The sequence below is a fragment of the Streptomyces sp. NBC_00252 genome (assembly GCF_036187565.1).
Lineage (GTDB): Bacteria > Actinomycetota > Actinomycetes > Streptomycetales > Streptomycetaceae > Streptomyces.
On record NZ_CP108087.1, the window covers coordinates 2657308 to 2671326 of the forward strand.

Below are 14019 nucleotides of genomic sequence, written 5' to 3' on the forward strand. Positions count from 1 at the left end.
GAGGCCCATGACCTGGATGCCCGGCAGCACCAGGCGGTGGGTGCTGGCCTGCCCGGTGTCCCGGTCGGCGGTGAGCAGCAGCCGCACCCGACGCACGCCGGTGTCGGTGCTGTTGGGCACCTCGAAGTGCAGGGCGTGCCCGCCGTCGACCATCGAGTCGGTCGCGGCACGCAGCCCGGTCCGCGAACGGGCCTCGTTCAGCCGCCGCAGGTTGTTGAGCTGGGCGTGCAGCCGGATCTGGTGCTCGGGCTCATGGTTGCGCACGGCCTGCTTCAGCCGCCCGCCGACTCCGGTCGCGGCGGGGGCCGTTGGAGCGGGCGGCAGGAAGCCCTCGCGGCGCAGCCAGGCCTCGGCCTCGTTGAACAGACCGTCCGTGCCCGTGACGTCGAGGGGGGCCGCGCTCAGCCCGATCCCGTCCAACCGCTCCAGGGAGTCCGGGAGTTCACGCACTTCGGTGGCGGCCGGCGGGCGACCGGTCGCGGCCGCCTTGCTGAGCACCCGGAGGTCCATGCCGTGGGTCCGCGCCAGCGGGGGCGCCGCCGTCTCGGTGCCGTCCGGGCGGATCAGGGTGGCGTGGTAGGTGACGGCGGTGGGGGCGAGCAGATGGCTCTGGTTGGTGCGGATCGCGTGCATCGTGCCGGCCGAACTGCTCGCGCTGTACGTGCTGGTGACGGTCGCCTGCATCTGCCCGCGCAGACCGAGACTGCCGCCGATCACGCTCGACGCGTCCGGGTGCCCCTGCGCGTGGTCGCCGGTGAGGGCGGCGGCAGCGCTGCCACTGATGCCGATACCGCTCGTGTAGCGCGAGGAGAGGTCCACCTTCGAGGTGTTGACGAGGTGGCTCTCCAGGTTGATCTGCCCCGCGGTGCTCTGCCGTTGGGGGGTGCTGGTCCCCGGCACGGTGACCAGGCGCAGCATGCCGACCACGTTGCCGTCGGCGTCGGTGATCACGGGTGAGTAGATGCCGCCGTCGATCTGCATCGGCAGCGTGCCGCGCAGCACCTGCTCGGAGAGGAAGTCCGAGACCTGCCCGGCCGCGGTCTCGTCGAGGTCGGCGTGGAACGTCTGGTGGACATGCTCGTACAGCGCCCGGGGGTCGATCACCGTGTCGACGCCGTAGAGCGGAAGGTCGGCCGGGGCGGCGGGCGCGGGCAGCGAACCCGGCGCCGGGTCGGCGACGGTGAGGTGCCGGGGGAACCAGATCGTGGTCGGCCCGTGCGACACCGGCTGACCCCACGTGTCCGGAGCCGGGGCGGTCGCGGGCGCGGCGGGCGGCGCGGTGACGGCGGGAGCATCGACGCGCACGCGCCAGCGAGTGGTGAACTCCACTGGATCCGAAGGCTCGTTGGAGCGCTGCGCGGACGTCGTCTGCACGGCCTGCGTGACGGTCGTCGCGTCACTGGCCTGGTTGTGCGTGAGGGACACGGTCACGGAACCGTCCACCGCCCGCACCGCCGTCGGCGCGGTGATCGGCCACGACCCGGTCCACGGCACCTGGACCGTGCGATACGTCCCCGACGGCTGCCCGGAGAAGTTCTCCCGCGTGCCGAACCCGCGCCGCTCGACGTGCTTGTCCGGGTCCCGCTGGTCGAAGCGCCCCTGCCGCAGGGAGGTTCGCGCATCCGAGAGCGTCAGCTGTACGTCGACGGTGTGGTCGCGCCCGTCGACCGTCACGGTGATCCGGTGACCGCCGTTCGACCGCAGATACGGCAGTTGAAGCGCGAGATTCTCCCGGCTCAACGCCCCCTGCACCTGCTCGCGCACGGACTCCGGCGGATCGTCGGCATCCAGCCCGAGCGCCTCGTAGACCTGCCCGTGCAGCCCCTCGATCACCTCGTCCGAGAACGGCTCCGCGTACACCAGCCCCACCGTGCCGTCCGGGAGCGAACCGTACGAGTTCACGTAGGACGACGGGAGAGGGCTCGGCGCCGGGGGCAGGGCGGTCGGGGCGTGGGACGCGGGCCAGACGAGATCGGTGTCGGTGGGGATGGGAGTCGTGTCGGGGTCTTCGGCTGGGGTGCTCGCGTCCTGCCCTGTGTGGTCGTGGAGTCGGGGCCCGGCAGCGGTGACGTCCTCGATGATGCGGAGGTAGCGCTGCGGGATGTGGACCTGGCCCTGGGTGGTCGCCATCAGCCCGGTCGTGCGGACGGTGGTGCTGTTGGCATGGTTGCGGAGCAGGAAGTCGTTGTCGCGCTGCTCGTCCGGCAGGCCCAGGTAGTGCAGGACCTCGTGGAGCAGGTCCTCGTCGGAGTGGTTGACGTCCAGGTGCAGTTGGTCCGCGCGGCCCGGCTTCTCGGAGTCGGTGAGCGTGACCGCCTCGGGGTGGGACGGGTCCTCGATCAGGTTCAGATTGATGTGGAGCTGGTCGCGTGAACCGGGCAACGCCAGACCGGTGTTGAGATGCGTGTCCAGGAGTCTCGTGATCCGGTCGTTCAACTGCTGCGTGCGGGCAGGGTCGTTGGTGGTGACCGGCAGGTTGACCGTGTAGTCGCGTATCCATTGGCCGTTGGGCGCCTGGATACGACGGACCTGGGTGCGGATGAGGGTCGTCGCACCGCTGAGCGTGCCCGGGCGGGGCGGGTTGCTCTGATCCGCGTGCGGATCGAACCGCTCCGTGGAGTGCACGGCGGGACGGGCATGCGACCGCAGACCGTGCCAACTGCCCTTAGATGCCGGATTGTTGACTTGAGATGCGGGCAGGTCGTCGGCCGCGTCACGCACCGGCTCGGGACGATAACGGCCGTCCGGTTCAACGCTGCCGGCGTCCTCGGGACCCCGGGGTGCCTTCGACGTGGTGATGGTCGACGAGGTGTCGCCGAGGGGGCCGGCGTCGGTGGCGTTGTAGTGGTTGAGGCCTGTGTAGTGGACCTCCAACACCCGGGTGGCGGTGGGTGATCCGACGCGGGTGACAGTGCCGAGGCCGGTCGTGGGGTTCGGCCGGAGCACCTCCACGGCCACGTCCAGGGTGTCCGCCAGCAGGGGCAGGAACATCTCGCCCTGGTTGCTCTCCCACGACTGGGACCACTTCTGGACGGCGTCGAGCGCGTGGGCGAGTTCGGCATCGGTGAACTGGGCGGCGCTGTCGGTGTATCCGTGGCCGAGCAGCCTGCGGAGCTGGCCGTCGGTGAGCTGGTCGAACGTGGGGATCCGGTGCGTGTCCCGGAGGTAGCCGAACATGTCGCGGACGCCGGGCTCCGCCGGGCCGGTCACATGGTCCTCGGTCAGCGCCTGGTCGTAGCGCGCGTTGAGGTCGTCGAGCTGGTCCGGCTCGGTCACCCCGGCGATGCCGTACTCGTCGAGGGTGGCGAGGAGTTCGGGCCGGTTCATGGCCGCCGTGCGCGCGTCGAACCACGGCGCGAGGGTCTGCCGTACCTGGCCGACCACCTCGTGCGGCAGCGGGCGTCCGCTGCGGGCGGTGAGCAGGCGGTCCTCGGCGTGGGCGCGGAGCAGGTCGGCCGCGATCCGCAGGTGGTTGCCCGCGGGGGGTATCGGACCGCTCACGCCGTTCCACTGGGCGAACTGGGCCATTCCGGCGCGGACTTGGTCCGGCCGTCCGAGCCAGGCGTAGGTCGCGGGGGCCTCGGTGCGCAGGTTGGGCACCTGGTCGCGGATGCGCTGGGGGTCGGTGCCGAGGAACGTGTAGAGCAGGCAGCGGCCGTCGCCTCGGGTCCGGATCGTACGGCCGCGTGGCGGGCGGATCTGGAAGGGGGTGTGTTGGGGTACGGCCGGGGCGGGCGAAGTGGGGTTCGGAGTCGCGGAGTTGGGTGAGGTGGGGTCGGTCGACGTGCCGTTGGTGTCGTCCTCAGCCGGGGCCTTCGCCTTGCCCTTGGTGTCGGTCTTGCCTACCAGCGCGTCGAACACGCTGTCCTGGTGCGGGACGGAGCCCTGGTCGTCCTGGTCGCCGCCGGTGGTGTCGTCGTCGGTGGTGTCGTCGTCGCCGGTGGCGGGGTCCTTCGGCGGGACGGGGGCTGTCGGGTCGGGGGTGGTCAGTTCGGTGTCCGGGACCGAGTGGGTGTCGTCCGTCGAGTCGTCGTCCGGGGTGGTGGTGTCGGTGTCGTCGTCGCTGGTGGAGGTGTCGTCGGCGCCGGGGGTGTTGCCGGTGGAGGGGCCCGCCGTGCGGGGCAGGCCCGAGCCCGGCCAGCGGGGGCTGGTGGAGGCCAGGGTCGTGCGGGAGGTGGGCAGCGCGGAGGGGCCCGCGGCCAGCACCGGTCCTGTGACCCCGGGCAGTTCGGTCTGCGCCGCCGCCCGGCGGGCCGCCGCGTCGTCGCGGCGGCCGAGGGCGTTGTCGATCTCGGTGTCGATGTCGGCGAGGCCCTGTGCCGCCCGGTCGTGGGACTCGCGTGCGTCCTCATGGACGAGGGCCGCGTCCTCGGCGTGCCCGCGCGCCGTGTCGGCGTCCGAACGCGTGGTGCCCGCGGTGGCCGCGGCGCCCGGCAGCTGCGACCGCACCTCCCGCAGGGCCGCCTCGTCGCGCTCCAGCCCGTTCCTGGCTTCGTCGAGGTCGGCACTGTCCCGCTCGAGCCCGGCCCGCACCTCGGCGAGATCGGCGTCCAACTTGCCGACCTGGGCGGTGACTTGGTCAATCTGCTGGGTGATGGCCGGGTCGACGGCGGGGGCGGTGTCCGCTGCGGGGGCGGGTGCGGCCTCGGTGGTGCCGTCTCCGACCGGCGGCTCTACGGCCGTGTCCTGCGTGCCGGTGTCCGTGGTGGACGGGCCGGGCGTCGGGGTGTTCTCCGTGGTGGACGGGCCGTGCGTCGGCGCGTTCTCGGTATTGCCGGGGGTCGTCGTCGTAGCGGCTGCCGCCGCCCGGGCGTAGAGGTCGGCGAGGTTGCGGCGGGCGGTCTTGGCCTGGGAGCTGAGGCTCAGTTCGGCGCGCTGGCCGTCGGCGACCGCGTCGGTGAGGGTGCCGATCCTGCGGCGCCCGGCGGAGATGCCGCCGATGAGGGTCTTCTCGCGGCCGGTGAGGTCGCCGAGGTGCTGTTCGGCCTGGTCCGCCCGCTGTTCGGCGGTGGTCGCGGCCGTGTCGGTGCGGTGTGCCTCGGCCGCCGCGTCCGTGAGGGCGGTGACGGCCCGGTCGAGGGAGTCCTGCGCATCGATCCGCAGCCCGCGCTGGAGGGCTTCGTCGACGAGCGCCGCCGAGTGGTCGAACTCGGCCCGGTCGAAGTCGGCGGCGACCCGCTCGAAGTCCGCCCATGCCTGGTCCAGGTCGGCGACACCGGTGGTGGAGCCGGGGGTCGTGGTGTCGGTGTCGGGTGCCGTGACGTCGCCATCGCCGGCCCCCGGTGTCACATCGTCGGTGCTCCCCCGGTCCGTCGGCGGGCCCGTCAGCGTGCCGTCCGGGTCGAAGGTCCAGACGCGGAGGCCTTCCGGGCCCCGGGTGACGAGTTCGACCGGGTGGCCTTGGGAGCGGGCGGTGCGTGAGGCGCCGTAGAGGGCGAGGGCGAGGCGGGAGCCGTCGGGGTCGGGGCCGGTGGCGACCCAGAACTGGTAGCCGTCGTCGTCGGGGTGGACGCCGTCGGCCATGAGGTCCGGTACGTCGCTGAGGGGGGTCGTCGCCCAGTTGTCCGGGGTGAGACCGGTGCCCTGGGTGAGCAGGGCCGGGAGGTCGTAGACACGGGGCACCGGGCGGGGCTCGGTGATGCCGTGGCCGAGGGCGTCGCGTTCCTCGACGCGGATCGTGGCGGTGCCGGTGACATGGCGGACGCCCTCGGGTCCCGCGACCTCGATGTGGACGTCGGCCTGCACCTCGTAGCTGCGGGTGCCGCGGCCGTCGGCGGGCAGGCTGGTGCTGCCTGTCTTGAGCCAGTCGCGGCGGCCGCCGGAGACGGTGCTGCCGAAGTTGCTCGCGTCGACGGGCCGTTGGAGGACCGGCGGGGTCACGCCGAGGAGATTGCGGTCGGGGTCGTCGGCGCTCAGGACGAACGGCAGCGCGAGCCCGGTGGTGGTGTCGGCGCCGGAGACCGTGCTGGTGTTCTCCGAGGTGATCCGCAGCCGGTCGATGGCCACGTCGCCGCCGTCGGTGACCGGCCTGGGCCGGTACAACGACACGGTGAGCGTGGGCCGTTGGTCCGGCGCGTTCTGCAACGGGAACGCGCCCGGCATCGTGGGCAGCATGCCGCCGGTCTGCCGGGGCGTGTCGAGCGAGATCGTGCCGGCCTGGATGAGTTCGCCGAGCCGTACCGACGCGTTCTCGTCGGAGGTCGAGGCCGGCTGGGCGCGCCAGCTGCTCCCGGTGTACGGGGCGACCTGGTCCAGCGCCGTGTAGAGCTGGTTCCAGCCGTCGAAGCCGTAGACCGGGGTGGAGCCGGTCGGGTGGAACAGGTCGGCGTCGTCCAACGAGGGCTGGCTGCCCGTGAGTTGGCGTGGGTCGGTCCGGGACAGCGTGGGCGGCGGGGGTGCCTGGAGGTCCGGCGGGTTCGTCTCGCTGCCGGTGAAGCGCAGGCTCACGAGCGCCGGTACCCGGACCTGGCCGCCGAGTTCGCCGGAGAGGGTGCGGCTGAGCCAGGAGCGGGTCGGCGCGTCGGCGTCGTCCCAGGCGATGATCCCGCGCTGCACCAGCGCGCCCAGGACGTTGGGCGGCCAGTCGGCGACGTAGGTGGAGCGGACCGTGGCGACCAGCTCGTAGTCCAGGCCGTCGAAGTCGGCGGCGCTGTCGGTGCGCAGCCAGAACCGGTCCTCGGCGGTGCGCCCCGACTTGTCGACCTTGCTGGACGCGGAGGCGACATTGACGGAGGGGCCGAGCCGGTCGGTGCGGTCGTCGCTGTCGGGGCGGGTGAAGCGGGCCGTCGGGTTCACGGTGAGCCGGTGCTGACGGCCCACGGAGGAGGAGACCGAGCGGCCCTCCGCCGTGTGCGAACCCCATTGCTCGATACCGGACTTGTCGCCCGCCACCGCGATGCCGCGTACGGTGCCCCGGCTCGCGGCGGTGCTCGTGGGGCGGGCCGAGAACGTCACCTCGACGAGGGCCGCGCCGCCGAACCGGTGGTGCCGGAAGCTGAACCTGGTCTGTCCGCCGCCGCGTCCGATCAGCGCCCGCTTCCCGGCGACACCGGTGTTGTCGGCGATGAGCGTGGCGACACCGGGGAGGAAGGAGGCGTGGCCGGGAGTGGTGACGCCGGGGGCGTACCGCTCCACCAACTGCTGTACCTCGTCGTGGAGTCGGTTGCGCTGCTCGGTCGGCGGGGGCACGGAGACGGTGCTCGTGCTGGTGCCGTCGCCGGTGTCTGTGTCGGTATCGGTGTCGGTGTCGGTGACGGGCGTCTGCCGCGTGCCGGGGCCGGAGAGTTCGGTGACCGAGGTGACCGCGGCCAGGCCGAGGGTGCCGTCGCGGACGTAGCGGCTGGGCAGTGCGGGGCTCTCGAGACCGGTGGTCGGCGGGTCGTCCGGGCGGTTCTGCACGGCGCCCATCCACCGTCCGTCGCGCCGGAGTTGACTGTCCGTCATGAGGAACTGGAGTCCGCGCGGCACGTCCACGGCGAGCGTGACGGTCTGCCCGGGCCCGATCCCGAGGGAGTTGGCGATCACGTTGCGGTGTCCGGACCGCACGGTGATCAAGTAGGTGACGTCGGCGGTGACCCGGTGCTGGAGACCCGACTGCGTGGGCGTCCGGTTGGTGCCGGTGCCGCTGATGAGGGTGTCGGACTTGTCGCTCTTGCGGTCGTACTGGTAGCGGCCCGACGGGTTGAAGCGGGACGGCGTGGGGGCCGGGGCGGGGGTGGTCTCCGGGCTTCCCGCGGGCTGCGGGTTCGGGGCGGCGGGGGTCGGCGGGTTGTTCTGGACCGCCGAGCCGCCCACGCCGAACTGGTGTGTTTTCCCAAGCCCCTTGAGCTGCTGCGCGGAGTCGGCGGCGGAGATGCCGGTCTCCAGGTACTGGTTCACGCTGTGCGTCAGCCGGGGCGTGTGGGCGACGGCCTGGATCTCGATCGCGAGCTGCCCGTCGACACCGAGCCCGGGCAGCGTCAGCCCCTCCACGACGTAGGTGCCGCCGAGGATCTGGTGACCCCGGCCGACCAGCGACCCGGGCGAGAGCGCCGCCGCACGGGACTCGGCGCTCACCGTGGTGGTGTCGGAGGCCGGACTCCCGATCAGCGAACTGCTCAGGAAGCTGGTGACCCCGCCCACGAGGCGGGAGACCCGCCCGGGGCGGGGAGTCGGGGTGACGGGGTTGGGGGCCGGGTCGGTGACGGCAGCCGGGTCGATCGCGGGGTCGGTGACGGGAGCCGTGTCCCCGTCGGATGCGGGATCGACGGTGCCGGTGACGATGCGGTGGAAGGCGTCCTGGAGGGCCGTGGAACCGCGCATCACGTCGATCAGCGCGTCGTCCGGCACGCGGACCACGTCCGGGTGCGGGCCGCCGGTGTCCGGGTCCGTCATGGTCAGCCGCTCGGTGTCCAGCGGCGCGACCTCCCGGACGGTGTACGGGTCACCGTCCGGCGCGGCCTCCTCGGCGTCGAGGGTCCGCTCGTGCGGTACGGCCAGACGGATCGTTCCTCCGACACCGCGCGGGCCGATGAGCTGCGGGCCGCGCTCCAGGTCGCCCTCGGCGCGGGGTCCGGTGTCCTCCCCTTCGCCGAAGCGGACCGTCGGGTCCGTGCTCGGGCCCTCGTACAGGTCGAGGGTGAGGCGGGCCGGTACGTCGAAGACCTGGGTGTCCTGGCCGGTGCCGATGAAGAACTGGTCGTGGCCGAGCGTGGTGGCGGTGGTGTTGCCGAGGGCGGCCTGTCCGACGTACTGGTAGTCGCCGGTGCCGTTGAAGGTCCACGCGCCGTTCGGGGTGGGCACGGTGAGCCCGCCGCCGAACCCGGCGCCCAGGCCGTAGGTGTTGCCGAGCCTGCCGTTGCCGCCGCCCGCCGCCTGGGCCAGGCCCATGACCTGGATGTTGGGCAGCACCGTGGCATGCGTGACGGGCCGGTCCGGGTCGCGCTGGGCGCCCAGCTCCAGCCGCACCCGGCGCCGCCCGGTCACCGAGGGCACCTCCAGGAACAGCGAGTGGCCGCCGTCGACCATGGAGTCGGTGGCGGCGCGCAGCCCGAGCTGGGAACGCAGCTCGTGCAGCCGCCGCAGGTTGTTCAACTGCGCCTGCACCAGCGTCTCGTCGGGCAGCCAGCCCCGGTGCGGGGCGGTGGCGGGCGGCGGCAGGAAGCCGTGGTCCCGCAGCCAGGTCTCGGCCTCCTGGAACAGCGGGGCGGTGCCCGTCACGCCGAGCGGCGCGGTGGACTGCCCCACGGTCTCCAGGTTCCCCAACTCATGGGGCAGCGACCGTAGTTCGTCCTCGGTCGGGGTGTGTCCCCGAGCGTCCTCGGCGCTGAGCATCCGCAGGTCGAGTCCGTGGGTCCAGGTGCCGGGCGCGTAGGTGCTGACGGAGCCGTCGGGCCGGATCAGGGTGAGGGTGTAGGTGACGTCGGCCTCGGTCAGCAGATGGCTGCGGTTGGTGCGCACCGCGTGCATGGTGCCCGCGAGGGAGCTGGTGCCGAACGCGTTCTGCGCGGCGAGACTCGCGGTGCCCTTGCCGTTGAAGCTGCCGCCGATGCGGTGGGAGCCGTCGGGGTGTCCCGCGCGCAGGTCGCTGGTGAAGTTCGGGCCGATGCTGCCGGAGAGGTTGAGCCCGCTGTTGAACGTGGTGTTCTGGTCGTTCTTGACCGTGTTGACGAGGTGGCTCTCCAGGTTGATCTTCTTGTCGATGCTCTTGGCGACCGGGGTGGTCGGCGTGACGTGCGCGTCCAGCCGCACGATGCCGACGGCCCGGCCGTGCGCGTCGGTGAGCACCGGCGAGTACAGGCCGCCGTCGCGCTGCATCGGCAGGGTGCCGCGCAGCACCGGTTCGCCCAGGAAGTCGGCGAGTTGGGACGACGAGGTGGCGTCCAGGTCGGCGTCGAAGTGCTCAGCGGCACCTTCGTAGAGCCGGCGCGGGTGGAGCACCGAGTCCACGCCGTAGATCGGCAGGTCGTCCAGGGCGGCAGGCTCGGGCAGTTCCTGATCCGGATCGGCGTCGGCGTCCACGACGTGCTGCGGGAACCAGATGGTGACGGGCCCGTGCGGCTCGGCCGGCCGCCAGTCGTGCGCGGAATCGGGTGTGGCGGAGACAACTGCCGTGTCCGCTACGTCCGTCGGGTCCGCGCCCGTCGTGTCCGTCGGGGTGGTGACCGGGGCCGGAGCGGTGTCCGCGTCCAGCCGGACCTGCCAGTTGCCGGTGAAGTCGTAGGCGCGGGACGGCTCGTTGCTGCGCTGGGCGCTGGTGGTCTGCACGACCTGGGTGACGGTGGCCGAGCCGTCCGCCTGGTTGTGGGTGAAGGTCCCGGACAGCGCGAGATCGACCCCGCGGACCGGGCCCGCCGCGCCGATCGGCACCGAACCGATCCACGGCACCGGGAACGTCGAGAACGTGCCGGACGGCTGCGCCGACACGATCTCCCGGGTGCCGTACCCGCGCCGCTCCACGTGCTTGTCGGGATCGCTCGTGTCGAGTCCGCCGCGCGCGGACGGCCGCGCGTCGTCGAGCGACAGCCGTACGTCCACCTGCCGCTCGACACCGTCGACGTCGAGCGTGATCCGGTGGCCGCCGAGGCTGCGCAGATACGGCATGTTCATCGCCATCTGCTCCGCCGACAGCACGTCCTGCAGCTGCGCGCGCACCGGGTCGTCCGGGCCCGGCGCGGGCCTGCCGAGCGCGGTGAGGACCTGCCGGTGCAGCCCGTCGACGACGTCCGGCGAGAACGGTTCGACGTGCACCAGGCCGAACTGGCCGTCGTGCCGCCGCCCGTAGCCGCCGAGGTAGGAGGTACGACGGCCACCGCCTGCCGGTGCCTCGACCGACGTGACGTCGCCCTCCGGCGAGGTCACGGTGATGACGGGCGCCGGCACCGGCACGACCGCGGGGGCGGTCTCCGGCTCCGGCTCCGTGTGCGTGTCCGCCGGATCGGGGTCCGGCGTGACCGTGTCCTGGGACACCGTCAGGGGCGTGGACGTGGTGACCACGGGGGTCGGTGGGGTGTCCGCCGGATCGACGGTGGTCGTGGACGGGGGCGTGGTGAGGGGAGCGGGCGGGTCCGCGCCGGGCGCGCCCCTGAGCGGTCCCCGGGGACCGTTGCCCCGCCCGGCCACCGGCGTGGTGTTGACGATCCCGCCGATCACGTCGAGGTGGTGGGGCCTCAACCCGCCCACCACGTACGGCGCGTCGTCCGGCCCCGTCTCGGGCACGGGGCCGGTGGGGTCGCCCATCAGGCTCGCGGTGCCGCCGCGGTGCGGGGCGGCGGGGTCGCGGCCGCTCTCGTCGCGCAGGCCCAGCTGGTGGCCGACCTCGTGGACGAGCTTGTCCTCGGGGATGTCCGCCGGCCACGAGTGGTGGGTGGTCGGAACCCCGTCCGCCGGGTCGGTGAGGGTGACGTCGAGGTGCGGGGTCTCGCCGGGGGCGGCCGGCACGACGTTGACGCGCAGCAGGCTTCCGTCCCTCAGCCTGTGCCCCGGCGCGTTGAAGACCCGCTGGATCCCGTCCGTCATCCGCTGGTGCACACCGTCGGCCTGCGGCCCGAGCTGCGGATTTCCGGTGAGCCGGTAGGTGACGGTCACATCGGTGACGGGACCGCCGTCATGGCTGAACTGCCGTACGGCGAACCCGGCCCGCACGACGTACTGCGTCGGCTGCCCGTCCGGCCCGATCGGCCGCGACACCGGGTCCACCCACGTGGTGCTCCGCTCCGAGGGCTCGACCCCGGAGCGGACGTCCTCGTAACTCCCGGGCTCCGGGACGGAGTTGGGTGTCGGGGAGGGGGTCAGCACGACGGGTTCCGGGGCGGGGGTGCTGTCCGGTACCGGGGTGGACGAGAGGTCCGAGGAGGTGTGGACGGGGGTCGGCGTCGGCGTCTGCGCGGCCGTCTCGGGAGCGGGGGTGGGGGCGGGGGTGGTAGCGGGGGTGGTGTCCGGCGTCGAACTCGTCGTGGGCGGGGCGCTGTTGCTGCTGGTGGTGGTGACCGGGGTCGGGAGGTCCGGGGTGGTGTTGGTGTCGACGCCGGGCCCTGAGGGGGAGGTCTCGGTGTCGGTTCCATCGGTGACAGTGGGGGTCGAACTGCCGGTGGTGTTCGTGCCGTTGGTGTCGGTGGCGTTGGTGCTGTCGCTGGTGGTGGTGCCGTCGGATGTCGTGTTCTCCGGGCGCCCCGACGGCGTGGTGCGCGGGTTGCCCCCGGTGTTCGAGGACGTGCTGGAGCCAGGCATCGAGTTGCCCGAGGTCGTGTTGCTCGGGGTGGGGGTACCGGTTCCGGTCGTGGTCGTGTTGGTGCTGGGCGGTACGACGCTGCTGTTCGGTGGTACGACGGTGCTGTTGGACCCGTTCGCGACCGGAACATCCTTCGGAGGAGCGGGAGTTGAGGTGTTCGGATCGGGCTGCTGGTCCTGGCCTTGGTTCTGGTTCTGGTCCTGGCCTTGGTTCTGGTTCTGGTCCTGGCCTTGGTTCTGGTCCTGCTCCTGGTCCTGTCCTTGCCCCTGCCCCTGCGTCCCCGTCGGCGTATGGGTCGTGGTCGTCGGGGTGTTGGTGCCGGACGTACCCGTCGGGTTGGTCGATCCGTGCGGGACGTTGCTCTGGAGGTCTCCGCCGTCGACCTTCACCTCGTCGAGGTGCGGGTCCGTGATGTGCGTGTCGACGTCGTTGGATTCCGTCGACGGGGTGTTCGTGATCGTGCGCGGGGGATTGACTGTGGTCGGCGATGAACTGCCGTTGTTCGACGTGGTGTTGATGTTGCCGGGGCCCGACGTGGTGGACGGGTCCGACGACGGGCCGTTCGTCGAGGAGTCGTTGCCGGGGCCGGAGTTGGTGTGGGAGTCGGAGTCCGTGTCGTCCGGGACGTCCGCCGTACCCAGCGTGTTCACCGGTGCCGGGGTGTTGAAGTTGAACTTGTTGCCCAACGCGCCCGCGCCCTGGCCGAGATGGCGTTCGCTCATCGAGCTGAGGCCGCTGCCGAGGAAGGTGTTCAGCGGGTCGATGGGGAAGCCGAAGATGGACGCCGTCGCGATCTCGCCGAGCGTCTCCGCGCCGCCCTCGGTGAGGAAGTGCTCGAAGTCCTCGCCGATCTCGTGCTTCACCTTGTCGCCGAAGGTCTTCGGCTTGGGCGTGGGCGTCGGGTTCGGCTTCGGGGTGATGTGCGGGGTCGGCGTGGGGTTGGGCGTGGGCTTCGGGTTCGGCGTGGGTGTCGGCTTCGGGTTGGGCGTGGGCGTCGGCTTCGGGTTCGGCTTGGTGTTGAGGTCCGGGTTGTCGAACTTGTGGTTGTCGAACTTCTTCCCGTTGCCGCTGATGTCCTTGAACGGGTTGTGGCTGTTGAAGATGTTCTTGAAGTTGTTCTTCAGGTTCTTGCCGAGGTCGTGCAGCAGCCCGTGGAACAGTCCGGTGAACGCGCCGAAGACACCGTCCTGGATGATCTGCGACCAGTCGAACCCGTGCGGGCGGCGGCCCTTGGGCGCGCCGAGCATCATGGCCAGCCGTACCGCGAAGGTCGTGAACGCCTCCTCGATCGCCTCCGTGAGGCTCGGCAGGAGGTGTGTCTTCTTCATCAGCCATTCCATCAGCGTGAGAATGGCGACCCGGCTGCGGGCCTTCGCCACCGCGGCCTGGCTGGAGGCGGAACCCCCGGTGAAGGCGGACAGCACCGCGATGATGAGCAACTCGATGAGCAGCCGCACCAGTTCGGCGATGATCTGCCACTTCGACTCCATGATGTCCATGGAGGACTTGGTGCGGGACTGTCCGATGCCGTCGAGCTGGTCGGCGAATTCCTTCAGGTAGTTGACGCCGCCGCTGTCGAGGAACATGTGCATCGCCCGCACATAGTTGTTCCCGACCTGCGGCGGCAACGCGCGCCCGACCCCACCGGCGGTCTGCTCGATCAGGTCCGAGAGATCACGGACACGCCGGCCGAGCCGTTCGTACGGCTTGCCGTTGGCGAAGGCCATGTCCTCGTCGGCCTGGAGGAACTTCTCGCCGATGAGCACGAACATGAGGTTGTTCAGCTGGGGCGACGCGTGGATGGTCATCAG

Annotated in this window: 1 protein-coding gene (only partly in view); it reads right to left on the reverse strand. The window is 71.9% G+C overall.

Translation table 11 applies throughout. The features are described 5' to 3' along the window. On the reverse strand, positions 1-14016 hold the 5' portion of the coding sequence (locus OHT77_RS11355; RefSeq protein WP_328828131.1) for a hypothetical protein. It extends 22332 nt beyond the left edge of the window; only the first 14016 of its 36348 coding nucleotides appear in the window; it begins with the start codon at positions 14014-14016; its stop codon lies off the left edge, out of view. Between the last annotated feature and the right edge of the window lie 3 nt (positions 14017-14019).